Here is a 15,110-nt window from a genome sequence, read left to right as displayed (position 1 = left end):
CGGCGCGCGTCGCGCATCGATCGAACGGCGCCTAGAGACGCGCGAGGCGCTCGAGCGCGGACGCGAGCGTCGCCTCGCGCTTTGCAAAGCAGAAGCGCACGACGCCCGATTCATGCGGCAGGTGATAGAACGCGGACACCGGAATCGCCGCCACGCCGATCTCGCTCGTCAGCCACTGCGCGAATTCGGCTTCCGGCAGATCGCTGATCGCCGAATAGTCGACGCACTGGAAGTACGTGCCGGTACACGGCAGCAACTTGAAGCGTGTGTCGGCGAGACCGGCGCGGAAGAAATCGCGCTTCTTCTGATAGAACGCGGGTAGTTCGAGGTAGGGCGCCGGATCGCGCATGTAGTCGGCAAGGCCGACCTGCATCGGCGTGTTCACGGTGAACACGTTGAACTGATGCACCTTGCGGAATTCCGCCGTCAGTGCGGCGGGCGCGGCCACATAGCCGACCTTCCAGCCGGTCACGTGATAAGTCTTGCCGAAGCTCGACACGACGAAGCTGCGCTGCGCCAGGTCCGGATAGCGCGCGACGCTTTCGTGCGGCGCGCCGTCGTACACCATGTGTTCGTACACCTCGTCCGACAGGATCAGGACGTTGGTGCCGCGCACGATGTCTTCGAGCTTGCGCATGTCTTCCGTGCGCCACACGGTGCCGGTCGGATTGTGCGGCGTGTTGATCAGCAGCAGACGCGTTTTCGGCGTGATCGCGGCGGCGAGCTTGTCGAACGGAATCGCGTAGTCGGGCGCGTCGAGCGTGACGAATACGGGCGTGCCGCCTGCCAGTTCGATCGACGGCAGATAGCTGTCGTAAGTCGGCTCGACCACGATCACTTCGTCGCCCGGATGCACGCTGCACAGAATGGCGGTCAGCAATGCCTGCGTCGCGCCGGCCGTCACGGTGATCTCGGACGCGGCGTCGTAGCGCCGGCCGTAGAGGTTCGCGATCTTGTCGGAGATGGCTTCGCGCAGCGCCGGTACGCCTGGCATCGGCGGGTACTGGTTGTGGCCGTCGCGCATCGCGGTGCTGACCGCATCGACGATACGCGGATCGCATTCGAAATCGGGGAAACCCTGGCCGAGATTCACCGCGCCTTTTTCCGCGGCGAGCGCGCTCATGACCGAGAAGATCGTGGTGCCGACGGTCGGCAGGCGGGACGGAAACGTCGGGGCGGTAGGCGTGTCGTGCAAGGCGTTCATGGCGCGGTCCAAAGCGTGTAAGCGTCAGGCTCGATCGGGCGTGAGCCGGTGAAAAAAAGCGGTGTCATACCGTCGACGCGGCGCCGGTCTTAAAGATTGGCGCCGCGCCGACGTTGCGGCAAATGTCCAATTGTAGGGAATCGCGCGCGGCTTCGTGCATCACGCGGGCGCGGTTTGGCCCGACGCCAGCGCGCATGCGGTCACGAACGGCGCGGGTTGCGCGATCTGAAAACCGAAGTCGCGGGCAATCCGCTTCGCCATTTTCAGCACCGCGCGATCTTTCGATACGAGCCAGTGCGCGCCCGCGGCATGCGCGAGTTCGAGGAATTTCTGGTCGTCGCGGTCTTTGCATTTGGGCAGCGGCCGCGCATCGTCCGCGAGCGGCGGCGGCACGACCCGTTGGGTCAGACGCGCGACGATTTCGAGTGCGGCGGTTTTATCGATCTCGCGGCGCGCGAACTGCGGATAGTCGAGCACGTAGGTGAGTTCGGCGAGACAGCGCGCGTCGATCAGCGCGGCCAGCGCGCCGGTTTCGAGCGCGTGGCGGATCGGCCGCGTGTGCGGGTCGTCGAACACGAGAATATCGATCCACACGTTCGAGTCGAGCACCACGCGCAGCGTGTCGGGCGTGGCTGCCGGGGAATCCGCCGGTGAATCGACGGTTGACGCGACCGGCGAGGCAACTGCCGAAGCATCGGTAAATTGGTCTGGGGAGGCAGGGGATACGGGCATTCGTTACAATCTGGCTTTCGTCTTTGACCGCCAGGCACGGCGTGCCTGCTAGCCTCTATGATAATCGTTCTGTCGCCGGCGAAATCGCTCGACTACGACACCCCACCGCACATCAAGAAACACACGATCCCCGATTTCGTCGATGATGCCGCCGAGCTGATCGGCGGCTTGCGCCGTTTGTCGCCGCAGCAGATCGGCACGTTGATGAGCATTTCCGATCCGCTCGCGCAACTGAACTTCCAGCGTTATCACGACTGGTCGACCCGCTTCGACACCGACAACGCGAAGCAGGCCGTGCTCGCGTTCAACGGCGACGTCTACGAAGGGTTCAGCGCCAAAACGCTGTCCGCGGCCGATCTCGACTACGCGCAAAACCACGTGCGGGTGTTGTCCGGCCTGTATGGCCTGCTGCGTCCGCTGGATCTGCTGCAACCGTATCGCCTCGAAATGGGCACGCGCTTTGCAAATGCGCGCGGCAAGGATCTGTACGCCTTCTGGGGCGAGCGGATCACGCAGGCGCTCAATACGCAGTTGAAAAAGAATACGAAGGCCACGCGCGTGCTGGTGAACTGCGCGTCGGAAGAGTATTTCAAGTCGGTCAAGCCGAAACTGCTCGACGCGCCGGTCATCACGCCGGTGTTCCAGGACTGGAAGGGCGGTCGCTACAAGATCATCAGTTTTCACGCGAAGCGCGCGCGCGGGTTGATGGCGCGGTTTGCAGTCGAGAACCGTGTGAACGAGCCGGAACAACTGAAGGCGTTCGACGCCGAAGGCTATGGGTTCGATGCCGATGCGTCGAACGATTCCACCTACATATTCCGTCGCCGGATCGCGGACTGACCGCCGGTCGGTCTTGCCGCGACACGACGACAACCAGCGGGAAACATCATGACGCTATCTATCACGAGTCACTTCGAAGCCGGTGCGATCGAGGTGCTGGACTGCGAAGCGCCCGGCAATATCCGCCTGCGCATTCGTCCCGACAGCCACGCCGATTTCGCGCAGTGGTTCTATTTCCGCGTGTCGGGCGCGCGCGGCGAACGCTGTGTGATGAACTTCGAAAACGCGTCCGAATGCGCGTTCGCCGACGGCTGGCGCGATTACCAGGCGGCGGCCAGCTATGACCGCGTCAACTGGTTCCGCGTGCCGACGTCGTACGACGGCCGCGTGATGACGATCGATCACACGCCGGATTTCGACCGAATTTACTACGCGTATTTCGAGCCGTACAGCGAGGAGCGTCATTCGGAATTTCTCGGCGCCGTGCAACAGATGCCGCACGCGGCGTTGACGGAAATCGGCCAGACCGTCGAAGGCCGGCCGATGTCGCTGCTGACGCTCGGCACGCCCCAAAACCCGGACGACGCCGACGCCAAGCCGAAGAAAGTGGTGTGGATCATCGCGCGCCAGCATCCGGGCGAGACGATGGCGGAATGGTTCGTCGAAGGGCTGGTCAAGCGGCTCGCCGGCTGGGGCGATTGGGCGGGCGATCCGGTCGCGCGCAAGCTGTTCGACAGCGTGGTGTTCCATATCGTGCCGAACATGAATCCGGATGGCAGCATGCGCGGCAATCTGCGCACCAACGCGGCCGGCGCGAACCTGAATCGCGAATGGCTCGAACCGGATGCGGCGCGCAGCCCGGAAGTGTTGTGCGTGCGCGATGCGATTCATCAGACCGGCGTCGATCTGTTCTTCGACATTCACGGCGACGAAGCGCTGCCCTATGTATTCGTGGCCGGCTCGGAAATGCTGCCGAGCTTCACCGAGCGACAGGGCGTCGAGCAGAAGGCATTTATCGAAGGATTCAAACGGGCCAGCCCTGACTTCCAGGACAAGTACGGCTATGCAGCGAGCAAGTATCGCGAGGACGCGTTGAAGCTGGCGTCGAAGTACATCGGCCATACGTTCGGCTGTTTGTCGTTGACGCTCGAAATGCCGTTCAAGGACAACGCGAATCTGCCCGATGAACGGGTGGGCTGGAACGGCGAGCGCAGCGCCGCGCTCGGCGCCGCGATGTTGCAGGCGATTCTCTGGCACGTCGAGTCGTTCGACTGATCGCACTGGAGCGTCTGTAACGGATGCGCCCAATAAAAAAGCGAGGCACGCGTGCCTCGCTTTTTTTATGTCTTCACGATGTCTCGACCGCGCTCAATGCTTCTTGGTGGTCGATTTTTTCGTGCTGGAAGACTTGCCTGACGCGCTGCTCTTCGAGCTCTTGCCCGATGCTTTCTTCGTCGTGGATTTGCCGCCCGAGTGCTTGCCCTTCGCGGCCTTGTGCGTGCCCGACGACGAGCTTGCGCGCGCGGGCGGGACCGGATCGTTCCAGCTAAACGCGAGCATCTGGCTACCGACGTAGCCGCAGCGGAACTTCAGTTGCGCGGGGTCGTTGTTGTCGCTGGCTTGACGTACGCCAAGACCTTCGACGGTAACGATGCTGTCGACCTTCACGCGCTGCTTGCCCTGGTCGAACGAGTCGTTCCACGGCGTGACGGCGGCGTGCGCACTATCGAATGAGCTGGGAGGGAATTCGACGTGGTCGAAGGCGGTGGACGTGCTGGCGACAAAGTTGCCGTGAGCGGCACAATCCGCGACGAGCGGATCGGCGTGCATGTCGTTGACGAATCTGGTGACGAGTTCGTTGTGCTGTTCGAGTTGGTCGGCGAACGCGGGGGCGGCACATACGAGCGATACGCTCGCAGCACATGCTGCCAACCGGCCGACCAACCGCAGCAATCGGCGCGGTGCGTTGGTGCGATCCATCAAGTTCTTTAAGCGCTATAGAGACATCAGGCACGTAAGATGCCTGACGACCGGGAGGAGTTCAATCATTGCACGAATTATTTATACCCATGCAGTGCAATGACTCGAAAGCTGACGCGGACATCGATGCATGAAGCATCAGGTGCAATCATAACTGCACCTGGGTCTCGATGACATTTGAGCTTGCTACGTGATCGTGCTCATGCACGAATCTTCAGATGCGCGGACCGCCAAGCCGGTAACGCCGCACGTCGTAAGTCGTGACCCACGCCGGTCGATACACGGCGATCAGCGCCGTGGCCATGCCGGTAAACCAGGCTTCGCCGCTTGCCAGCAGAAACACGTTGAACAAGTAACCGGCAGGAACGACAGTGAGCGAGCGGTCGGCCAGCAGCAGGTGAGTGCCGAGCGCGGCACCCGCTGTCAGCGCGACGGTGATAGCGGGCGACACGAAGCCTTGCCCGAAGATAAACATGAAGAGATTGCGCGGCAACCATGCACTGGCGGCGCGTTGCAGCAACGTGGAGATACCGGCGGGGAATACGCCGAACACGAGGAACGTGAGCGCGACACCTTGCCAGGGCGCATCGAATACGACTGCCGCCATGCCGGTGATCACGGCCATTGCGATCAGCGCGAGCGCCCAGTCGAACAGCGTGACCACGAGCGTCGCGCCTAACAGATGCATGACAGTGCCGTCGTCCAGCCATGCATTGCTCGCCCAAAGCACAGCTATTGCAACGATGATGGCAAGCCATACGTGTTGCAACGTTGCGTCTTGCAGTCGCTTGAACGGGCTTTTCCACAGCGCGAGCGCAAGCACTATCGCAGTGGCGATCCAGCCACCGACAGCGACCCAAAACGGAAGCGGTGTGTAGAGGAAACCCATGGCTTTATATTACTCGTTGGATGCGCAAACGTGTGAGCGGATTCCATGCCAGCCAAGCTTAAGGCTTTATCGGGTCGTCCGTAAACTCGGTTGATTCCGCGGTTGGCATTTCGCCGAACGGCGTGGTGGCTTCGGCGGCGATCGGCAACGGCGCTGCACCGTCGTTCGACGGCAACGGATACCGAAACCGCACGGGTGCGCGGCGACGCAACGGTACCGGACCGGGCTGCCCGAGAACGGGTCGCTCCGAACCGAGTTGCTCGCTTCGCAACACTTCGAGTTGTTCAGACAACCAGCCGTTGTAAAGCGCAACCGCGGCGGCGCGATTCGACGCGCCGAGTTGCTGGAAGATACTACCCAGATGAATCTTGACCGTGCCTTCGCTGATGCCGAGCGTGCGCGCGATCATCTTGTTGGTGCTGCCCATGTGCACGCAGCGCATGATCTGCTGCTGACGCGGCGACAACGACGCTGCGAAACGGGTTTTGCTGAGCGGATGGCGAGGGATCTGAAGCGGGTTCTGGATGACTTGAGCGGGCACCGTGGCCGGTTCGGCGGTCTTGCACCGTGGCGCTGGATGGGCGACTGTGCGCCCGGTGCCAGCGTCGCCAACAGCGCCACCGGCGCCGTTGGCACCCGCGGCCCGATCGCGGCGCGCGGTTGCCGCGCTTTGCTGCGCGGGAAGGGTCGGCGTCACCAGCGTGAACGCGCGCGCGGGCACGTAATGACCGCCGAGCACCACGATCTCGAAGGCGCGGAGCATCACGCGCGGATCGGTGTCGCGTGGCACGACGCCCAGCACACCTTCGTCCATCAACGCGCGTACGTGAGCCGGCGTGCTCAGGTCGGTCAGCACGGCAATGCGAAGCGTCGGGTGATGCTGAAGCAGACGCCGCACATCCGCCACCGACATGCCGTTCTGCCAGTCGATCACGACCAGGTCGGGATGATGGCGGCGCAATGCGCGCTCCATCTGACGCCAGTCTTGTGCTTCGCTGAAACGCGTCTGCCGGTCGATCTGCCGAAGCAGCGCCTTGAGCCCTTCGCGTCGCTCCGCGTCAGAATTGAGAACGTAAAAACGCATGCCGTGCCTCCAGATGGTTCGATTTGCGTGACGCGATGCGCGGCGAGGAAGTGGTATTCCGTCACCGTGCGATGCGTCACGGGATTGATCATGACAAAGAACGCGTCGGCGGTCGCCCTGACCGAATGGCATAGGACGGCGGGCGCGAAAAAAAGCCCCGCATGAGCGGGGCTTTTTCCGGGAGCGAGAGCTGTCAGTGGAAATGCGGTTGCGCGGGTTCGGCGTCTTCCGGCATTTCGGCATGGACGATTTCGCCCAGCGGATCGGCGTAGAGCGGCACGCCGCAGTCGTCGCAATATTCCGGCTCGAAACGGCCGGCGTGACGGCGGATGTCGGTGATGCCGGTCTCCTTCAGCAGCGCGACGATTTCTTCGAGCGGGCCGTCGGTTGCGGCGGCTTCCTGCGGCTCTTCGTCGATGCCCGAATCGCCGTTTTCACGGCCGTAAAGCGGCCAGACGACGCCGTAGATCACGTCGTTGCTGCCGCGCCGCGTGAAGCCGACGCGATATTCGTCGATGCGACGCTCGCCGAATCCGCCTACCACCGCGCGGAGGTCTTGCGGAGCCGCGCCGATTGTGTCGAACAGATAACGGACGGCGGTGCGCACCGTGTGCGGACGAACGTGTTCGTCGGCGTCGCGGCAGGCCGAGTAATAGGCATCGGGCAACAGGCACTCGAATTCGCAGCCCGGCAGCACCAGCGACAGATTCGCGCCGCCTTGCGTGGCCCATTGTTCGAGGCATTGGCCGCGTTCGATCCGCGTGCCGTTCTCTTCTTCCTGCCAGCGGAACACCGGCGCGCCGACCGGGGCCGTTACCACGGCCAGCAAAAAGCGCGGGTCGGCGAGGATCGGCGAGGTTTCCGGCAGTTCGCCGAAATTCAGTTTGGCCGTCCCGCCGCCGATCGCCGCTTGCGCCAGTTGCTGCGCGAGCCGCCAGGTTTCGACGTGATGGCGGGGCAGCTGATCGATGCTGTACAGGAACGGCGCCATGGCGACGCGCGTGCCGCCTGCGAGCACGTGTGCCTGCAGATGCGCGCGCAGCGCGTCGGCGGCGTCGCCTTTCAGCGGGCCGGACGGAATCGCGTAGCGCGTCCACGCGAGCACCGGCGCGGCGACCAGCAGTGCCTCGTAGGGCACGCCGTCGTGCTCGACGATGAACGACTCGCTGTGGGTTTCGGCCATGTCGGCCAGCGCGCCGTAAGCATCCGGATGATTTTGCTGAAGATGGTCGAGTGCCGCGTCGAGCGTCGTCTGATTGGAGTTGCGCACGATCCGGGTCAGCAGCGCGTCGAGTTTCGCTTCCCAGAAGCGGTCTTCGGTGCGGCTGCCCGACGCAAAAAGCGCGAGCGAGAGGCCGACGAGTTTGTCGGCATCGGGAGGGAGACGTTTGGCGATTCGCGAGCGCATAAATCCGGAATTTGGGTGCACAGAACCGTATATTCTAGTCGTTTCTGCGTCGTCACATCATTTGCTCGTCATGACTCAGGGCATAGGACGCAATGATCGGTGAGTGAGCTCTTCCTACCGTGACGCGCCTTTTTTCCGACCTTGGTGTATTGGTGATCTGTCGGGACCATTCGTGTGTCATTAGGGTCAGGACGCACGGGTTCAAGTTGAGAGAAGCGCGGGGTGTTTTTCGTGGCCGCTGCGTGTCGCCGCGCGCGATACAACCGGAGATCCTCAAGTGAAAGCAGATCAACTGATCGAGCGGCTGGCGGCGGTGTTCGCGCTGATCGTGCTGGTGGGCGGGTCATTGCTGGTGCTGGCGCCGTTCACGACCGCGTTGTTGTGGGGCGCGATCCTCAGCTACAGCTCGTGGGGCATGTATGGGCGCTTGACCAGAATGCTCGGCGGGCGGCGCAAGTGGGCGGCGACGCTGATCGTGCTGATTATTCTGCTGGTCGTGCTCGGGCCGTTTGTCTACGCGGGTTTCGCGCTTGGCGCGCATGTGCACGATATCGCGGCGCTGGTCGAGCGTGTTTTCGACGCGGGTTTGCCCGATTTGCCGCCGTGGGTTTCGGGCTTGCCGCTGGTGGGCTCCTATATAGAGTCGTTCTGGACCAATCTGACCAGCAGCAATTCCGAGTTGATCGGCCAGTTGCGCACCCTCGCTGCGCCCGCCGGCAAATGGATCCTGGCGGCCGGGCTGGCCGTGACCCACGGTTTGGGACTGCTGGCGCTGAGTATCATCCTCGCGTTTTTCTTTTATACGGGCGGCGAGGGCGCGGCGGCGTGGTTGAACGCGGGCATGCGGCGAGTCGCGGGCGAACGCGCCGATTACTTGCTGGCGCTGGCGGGCAGCACGGTGAAGGGCGTCGTCTACGGGATCCTCGGCACGGCGCTCGTGCAGGCGATTCTGGCCGGATTCGGATGCTGGATCGCGGGCGTGCCCGCGCCTGCGTTACTCGGACTCGCGACGTTCTTTCTGTCTGTCGTGCCCGGCGGCCCGGTGGTGGTGTGGTTGCCGGCGGCAATCTGGCTGTATCACGGCGGCTCGACGGGTTGGGCGATCTTCCTCGTGATATGGGGCGTGCTGGTGGTTGGCATGTCCGATAACGTGATCAAACCTATCCTGATCGGCAAGAGCAGCGATATGCCGTTGATTCTTGTCATGCTCGGCATTCTCGGCGGCGCGTTTGCTTTTGGTTTTCTGGGCGTATTTATCGGCCCGACGTTATTGGCGGTTGCCTATACGGTATTGCACGACTGGACGATCGGTTCGGCCGAAGCGCGTGCATTAACTTCCGACGTTATTTCGCCCACGCATGGCACGTCCCCGAGCGCAGAAAAGCTGCCGGGGAAATAAATAGCGGATATCACTTGCTTCGGCCGGGATGCATCGCTAGAATCCCGGTCTTTCGCGCTTTCGGTAGGAAGCGCGGGAAGCGGGAGAGCCTTTAGGGGCGAGGGTTTCCGGCGGTGTCAGCGGGTAGCGAAGTTAAAAAACCTGTTGACGCTGTAGCGAAAGTTCTTCATAATCTCGTTTCTCTGCTGCAGATGCAGCGACGCAGAACGAAGCGGTGCCGGGTAGTTTGAAGTGCGGCGACTGCGAGTGACGCGAATTGATCTTTAAAAATTAACAGTCGATAAGTGTGGGCGCTTGATGGCGACGCTGGCCGGGTTCTTCGGAATCTGGCGTAAAAGCGAAAGTATCAAGTCTCACACAGTAATGAAAGGAAGGTTTGGCCGTCGCAAGATGGCTGGATCATTCGTCAGTACGTTGAGTGAGCGACCGGTTCTTAACGGAACCGAAAAACAGTAACAGGTTTGAACTGAAGAGTTTGATCCTGGCTCAGATTGAACGCTGGCGGCATGCCTTACACATGCAAGTCGAACGGCAGCACGGGAGTAATCCTGGTGGCGAGTGGCGAACGGGTGAGTAATACATCGGAACGTGTCCTGGAGTGGGGGATAGCCCGGCGAAAGCCGGATTAATACCGCATACGCTCTACGGAGGAAAGGGGGGGATCTTAGGACCTCTCGCTCAAGGGGCGGCCGATGGCAGATTAGCTAGTTGGTGGGGTAAAGGCCTACCAAGGCGACGATCTGTAGCTGGTCTGAGAGGACGACCAGCCACACTGGGACTGAGACACGGCCCAGACTCCTACGGGAGGCAGCAGTGGGGAATTTTGGACAATGGGCGCAAGCCTGATCCAGCAATGCCGCGTGTGTGAAGAAGGCCTTCGGGTTGTAAAGCACTTTTGTCCGGAAAGAAAACCATTCGGTTAATACCTGGGTGGGATGACGGTACCGGAAGAATAAGCACCGGCTAACTACGTGCCAGCAGCCGCGGTAATACGTAGGGTGCAAGCGTTAATCGGAATTACTGGGCGTAAAGCGTGCGCAGGCGGTCCGCTAAGACAGATGTGAAATCCCCGGGCTTAACCTGGGAACTGCATTTGTGACTGGCGGGCTAGAGTATGGCAGAGGGGGGTAGAATTCCACGTGTAGCAGTGAAATGCGTAGAGATGTGGAGGAATACCGATGGCGAAGGCAGCCCCCTGGGCCAATACTGACGCTCATGCACGAAAGCGTGGGGAGCAAACAGGATTAGATACCCTGGTAGTCCACGCCCTAAACGATGTCAACTAGTTGTTGGGGATTCATTTCCTTAGTAACGTAGCTAACGCGTGAAGTTGACCGCCTGGGGAGTACGGTCGCAAGATTAAAACTCAAAGGAATTGACGGGGACCCGCACAAGCGGTGGATGATGTGGATTAATTCGATGCAACGCGAAAAACCTTACCTACCCTTGACATGTACGGAACCTGGCTGAGAGGTCGGGGTGCCCGAAGGGAGCCGTAACACAGGTGCTGCATGGCTGTCGTCAGCTCGTGTCGTGAGATGTTGGGTTAAGTCCCGCAACGAGCGCAACCCTTGTCCCTAGTTGCTACGCAAGAGCACTCTAGGGAGACTGCCGGTGACAAACCGGAGGAAGGTGGGGATGACGTCAAGTCCTCATGGCCCTTATGGGTAGGGCTTCACACGTCATACAATGGTCGGAACAGAGGGTCGCCAACCCGCGAGGGGGAGCCAATCCCAGAAAACCGATCGTAGTCCGGATCGCACTCTGCAACTCGAGTGCGTGAAGCTGGAATCGCTAGTAATCGCGGATCAGCATGCCGCGGTGAATACGTTCCCGGGTCTTGTACACACCGCCCGTCACACCATGGGAGTGGGTTTCACCAGAAGTAGGTAGCCTAACCGCAAGGAGGGCGCTTACCACGGTGGGATTCATGACTGGGGTGAAGTCGTAACAAGGTAGCCGTATCGGAAGGTGCGGCTGGATCACCTCCTTTCCAGAGCTTCAGCATCAAAGTTGAGCGCTCACGCTTATCGGCTGTGAATTTGAAAGACAGACTCAGGGGTCTGTAGCTCAGTCGGTTAGAGCACCGTCTTGATAAGGCGGGGGTCGATGGTTCGAATCCATCCAGACCCACCAATGTCTTGTCTGGTGTGGCTGATCGGCGAAGTTGCCCTGGGTGATGTATGTGACTGGGGGATTAGCTCAGCTGGGAGAGCACCTGCTTTGCAAGCAGGGGGTCGTCGGTTCGATCCCGTCATCCTCCACCAATCTTCAATGCTGGTTTATCTGGCGCAGGCATTTAAACGTGCTGGCGGTTCAGTGAAACAAGCATTGGCGATTGAGCCAGTCAGTAGAGATAGGCGGTTATAGCAACCGCATTATCGGCTGTCGTTCTTTAACAATCAGGAAGAAGTAGTAAAGAGATTCACGAAAGGACATCTAGAGATGGGTGGCCGAGTAGGTGAATCAGGGTTGTGATTGTATCAATGTATGAAAAGGTGATCGAAAGATTGCCTTGGAATACGGCGCAACACGAATACTCAACCTGTAACGATGTGGCTCGCGCGGTCTTCCCAGTGAAGACGGCCAGAGACACACCCGTTATAGGGTCAAGCGAACAAGTGCATGTGGTGGATGCCTTGGCGATCACAGGCGATGAAGGACGCGGTAGCCTGCGAAAAGCTACGGGGAGCTGGCAAACGAGCTTTGATCCGTAGATGTCCGAATGGGGAAACCCACTCCGAATGGAGTATCCATGACTGAATACATAGGTCATGCGAAGCGAACGCGGTGAACTGAAACATCTAAGTAACCGCAGGAAAAGAAATCAACCGAGATTCCCAGAGTAGTGGCGAGCGAAATGGGACCAGCCTGTACTCTTTATCTTCATTGTTAGTTGAACGCTCTGGAAAGTGCGGCCATAGCAGGTGATAGCCCTGTAGACGAAAACAGCGAGGAAGAACTAGGTGTACGACAAGTAGGGCGGGACACGTGAAATCCTGTCTGAAGATGGGGGGACCATCCTCCAAGGCTAAATACTCGTGATCGACCGATAGTGAACCAGTACCGTGAGGGAAAGGCGAAAAGAACCCCGGGAGGGGAGTGAAATAGATCCTGAAACCGCATGCATACAAACAGTAGGAGCCTCCTTGTGGGGTGACTGCGTACCTTTTGTATAATGGGTCAGCGACTTACATTCAGTGGCAAGCTTAACCGATTAGGGCAGGCGTAGCGAAAGCGAGTCCGAACAGGGCGATTCAGTCGCTGGGTGTAGACCCGAAACCGGGTGATCTATCCATGGCCAGGATGAAGGTGCGGTAACACGTACTGGAGGTCCGAACCCACTAACGTTGAAAAGTTAGGGGATGAGCTGTGGATAGGGGTGAAAGGCTAAACAAACCTGGAAATAGCTGGTTCTCTCCGAAAACTATTTAGGTAGTGCCTCGTGTATCACCTTCGGGGGTAGAGCACTGTCATGGTTGAAGGGTCCATTGCGGATTACTTCGCCATAGCAAACTCCGAATACCGAAGAGTGCAATCACGGGAGACAGACATCGGGTGCTAACGTCCGGTGTCAAGAGGGAAACAACCCAGACCGCCAGCTAAGGTCCCCAAATATTGCTAAGTGGGAAACGAAGTGGGAAGGCTAAAACAGTCAGGAGGTTGGCTTAGAAGCAGCCATCCTTTAAAGAAAGCGTAATAGCTCACTGATCGAGTCGTCCTGCGCGGAAGATGTAACGGGGCTAAGCAATATACCGAAGCTGCGGATGCACATTTATGTGCATGGTAGGAGAGCGTTCCGTAAGCCTGCGAAGGTGCATTGAAAAGTGCGCTGGAGGTATCGGAAGTGCGAATGCTGACATGAGTAGCGATAAAGGGGGTGAAAGGCCCCCTCGCCGTAAGCCCAAGGTTTCCTACGCAACGTTCATCGGCGTAGGGTGAGTCGGCCCCTAAGGCGAGGCAGAAATGCGTAGCTGATGGGAAGCAGGTTAATATTCCTGCACCATTGTTAAATGCGATGGGGGGACGGATCGCGGAAGGTTGTCCGGGTGTTGGAAGTCCCGGTCCTTGCATTGGAGAAGGCGCTTAGGCAAATCCGGGCGCGGAATTCAAGGGTGTGAGGCCATTCACCTAGGTGAAGAAGCAACTGGAAGTGGTTCCAAGAAAAGCCTCTAAGCTTCAGTTTAACAAGACCGTACCGCAAACCGACACAGGTGGGCGAGATGAGTATTCTAAGGCGCTTGAGAGAACTCGGGAGAAGGAACTCGGCAAATTGGTACCGTAACTTCGGGATAAGGTACGCCCCTGTAGCTTGACTGGCCTGCGCGAGGAGGGTGAAGGGGTTGCAATAAACTGGTGGCTGCGACTGTTTAATAAAAACACAGCACTCTGCAAACACGAAAGTGGACGTATAGGGTGTGACGCCTGCCCGGTGCCGGAAGATTAAATGATGGGGTGCAAGCTCTTGATTGAAGTCCCGGTAAAACGGCGGCCGTAACTATAACGGTCCTAAGGTAGCGAAATTCCTTGTCGGGTAAGTTCCGACCTGCACGAATGGCGTAACGATGGCCACACTGTCTCCTCCCGAGACTCAGCGAAGTTGAAGTGTTTGTGATGATGCAATCTCCCCGCGGCTAGACGGAAAGACCCCATGAACCTTTACTGTAGCTTTGCATTGGACTTTGAACCGATCTGTGTAGGATAGGTGGGAGGCTATGAAGCGTGGACGCCAGTCTGCGTGGAGCCGTCCTTGAAATACCACCCTGGTTTGTTTGAGGTTCTAACCTTTGGTCCGTAATCCGGATCGGGGACAGTGCATGGTAGGCAGTTTGACTGGGGCGGTCTCCTCCCAAAGTGTAACGGAGGAGTACGAAGGTACGCTAGGTACGGTCGGAAATCGTGCTGATAGTGCAATGGCATAAGCGTGCTTAACTGCGAGACCGACAAGTCGAGCAGGTGCGAAAGCAGGTCATAGTGATCCGGTGGTTCTGTATGGAAGGGCCATCGCTCAACGGATAAAAGGTACTCTGGGGATAACAGGCTGATACCGCCCAAGAGTTCATATCGACGGCGGTGTTTGGCACCTCGATGTCGGCTCATCTCATCCTGGGGCTGTAGCCGGTCCCAAGGGTATGGCTGTTCGCCATTTAAAGAGGTACGTGAGCTGGGTTTAAAACGTCGTGAGACAGTTTGGATCCCTATCTGCCGTGGGCGCTGGATATTTGAAGGGGGCTGCTCCTAGTACGAGAGGACCGGAGTGGACGAACCTCTGGTGTACCGGTTGTCACGCCAGTGGCATCGCCGGGTAGCTATGTTCGGAAGAGATAACCGCTGAAAGCATCTAAGCGGGAAACTCGCCTTAAGATGAGATATCCCCGGGGCTTCGAGCCCCTTGAAGGGTCGTTCAAGACCAGGACGTTGATAGGTCAGGTGTGGAAGCGCAGTAATGCGTTAAGCTAACTGATACTAATTGCCCGTAAGGCTTGATCCTATAACAGGTGTGTCTCGACCCGCGTTGGCGCTTTAGCGCTTACGCGGGTCCGATCCCCGCAGGGGATGCGTGTGAACTCCACAGGGGTTTGCAGACACACAGGTTGAGATCAGTGTTGTGCACTACAAGCACAGCCCAAAGTA

At 59.3% G+C, this 15,110-nt stretch carries 9 protein-coding genes, 2 tRNA genes and 2 rRNA genes; 7 read left to right on the top strand and 6 right to left on the bottom strand.

What is annotated here, in order from left to right:
* Positions 1–31: 31 nt before the first annotated feature.
* Both PW947_RS19915 and PW947_RS19910 read right to left on the bottom strand, forming a co-directional pair.
* Positions 32–1,204 (bottom strand): pyridoxal phosphate-dependent aminotransferase, encoded by a 1,173-nt coding sequence (locus PW947_RS19915; protein ID WP_299634089.1) that lies wholly within the window; start codon positions 1,202–1,204, stop codon positions 32–34.
* Between the two features lie 159 nt (positions 1,205–1,363).
* On the bottom strand, positions 1,364–1,822 hold the full coding sequence (locus PW947_RS19910; RefSeq protein ID WP_299634579.1) for a putative toxin-antitoxin system toxin component, PIN family: 459 nt from the start codon (positions 1,820–1,822) through the stop codon (positions 1,364–1,366).
* Positions 1,823–1,993: 171 nt separating this feature from the next.
* Here PW947_RS19910 and yaaA point away from each other — a divergent pair, with 171 nt between their 5' ends.
* Both yaaA and PW947_RS19900 read left to right on the top strand, forming a co-directional pair.
* On the top strand, positions 1,994–2,776 hold the full coding sequence (gene yaaA, locus PW947_RS19905) for a peroxide stress protein YaaA (RefSeq protein WP_299634088.1): 783 nt from the start codon (positions 1,994–1,996) through the stop codon (positions 2,774–2,776).
* A 48-nt stretch (positions 2,777–2,824) separates the two neighbouring features.
* On the top strand, positions 2,825–3,991 hold the full coding sequence (locus PW947_RS19900) for a M14-type cytosolic carboxypeptidase (protein ID WP_299634087.1): 1,167 nt from the start codon (positions 2,825–2,827) through the stop codon (positions 3,989–3,991).
* A gap of 93 nt (positions 3,992–4,084) precedes the next feature.
* Here the strand turns inward: PW947_RS19900 and PW947_RS19895 are convergent, their stop codons facing one another.
* The 4 genes from PW947_RS19895 to PW947_RS19880 form a co-directional block, all read right to left on the bottom strand.
* Positions 4,085–4,696, bottom strand: a complete 612-nt coding sequence (locus PW947_RS19895; RefSeq protein WP_299634086.1) for a hypothetical protein — start codon at positions 4,694–4,696, stop codon at positions 4,085–4,087.
* A gap of 214 nt (positions 4,697–4,910) precedes the next feature.
* On the bottom strand, positions 4,911–5,585 hold the full coding sequence (locus PW947_RS19890; RefSeq protein ID WP_299634085.1) for an energy-coupling factor ABC transporter permease: 675 nt from the start codon (positions 5,583–5,585) through the stop codon (positions 4,911–4,913).
* 58 nt (positions 5,586–5,643) lie between these two features.
* Positions 5,644–6,669, bottom strand: coding sequence for a response regulator transcription factor (locus PW947_RS19885; RefSeq protein WP_299634084.1), 1,026 nt, complete (start codon positions 6,667–6,669; stop codon positions 5,644–5,646).
* 193 nt (positions 6,670–6,862) lie between these two features.
* Positions 6,863–8,077 (bottom strand): DUF2863 family protein, encoded by a 1,215-nt coding sequence (locus tag PW947_RS19880; protein ID WP_299634083.1) that lies wholly within the window; start codon positions 8,075–8,077, stop codon positions 6,863–6,865.
* 277 nt (positions 8,078–8,354) lie between these two features.
* Between PW947_RS19880 and PW947_RS19875 the strand changes: the two genes are divergently transcribed.
* The 5 genes from PW947_RS19875 (at position 8,355) to PW947_RS19855 (ending at position 14,967) form a co-directional block, all read left to right on the top strand.
* Positions 8,355–9,476, top strand: coding sequence for an AI-2E family transporter (locus PW947_RS19875; RefSeq protein ID WP_299634082.1), 1,122 nt, complete (start codon positions 8,355–8,357; stop codon positions 9,474–9,476).
* Between the two features lie 463 nt (positions 9,477–9,939).
* Positions 9,940–11,469: ribosomal RNA gene (locus tag PW947_RS19870) — 16S ribosomal RNA — on the top strand.
* A 66-nt stretch (positions 11,470–11,535) separates the two neighbouring features.
* A tRNA-Ile gene (locus PW947_RS19865) sits at positions 11,536–11,612 on the top strand.
* A gap of 55 nt (positions 11,613–11,667) precedes the next feature.
* Positions 11,668–11,743 (top strand) — tRNA-Ala (locus tag PW947_RS19860).
* Positions 11,744–12,083: 340 nt separating this feature from the next.
* Positions 12,084–14,967: ribosomal RNA gene (locus PW947_RS19855) — 23S ribosomal RNA — on the top strand.
* Together the 16S and 23S rRNA genes with 2 tRNA genes alongside form the textbook arrangement of a ribosomal RNA operon.
* The last annotated feature ends 143 nt before the right edge of the window (positions 14,968–15,110 follow it).

The sequence above is a fragment of the Paraburkholderia sp. genome, assembly GCF_028283785.1.
Lineage (GTDB): Bacteria > Pseudomonadota > Gammaproteobacteria > Burkholderiales > Burkholderiaceae > Paraburkholderia.
The sequence above is the reverse complement of the archived record's forward strand: the minus strand, read 5'-3'. Positions and strand labels throughout refer to the sequence as shown.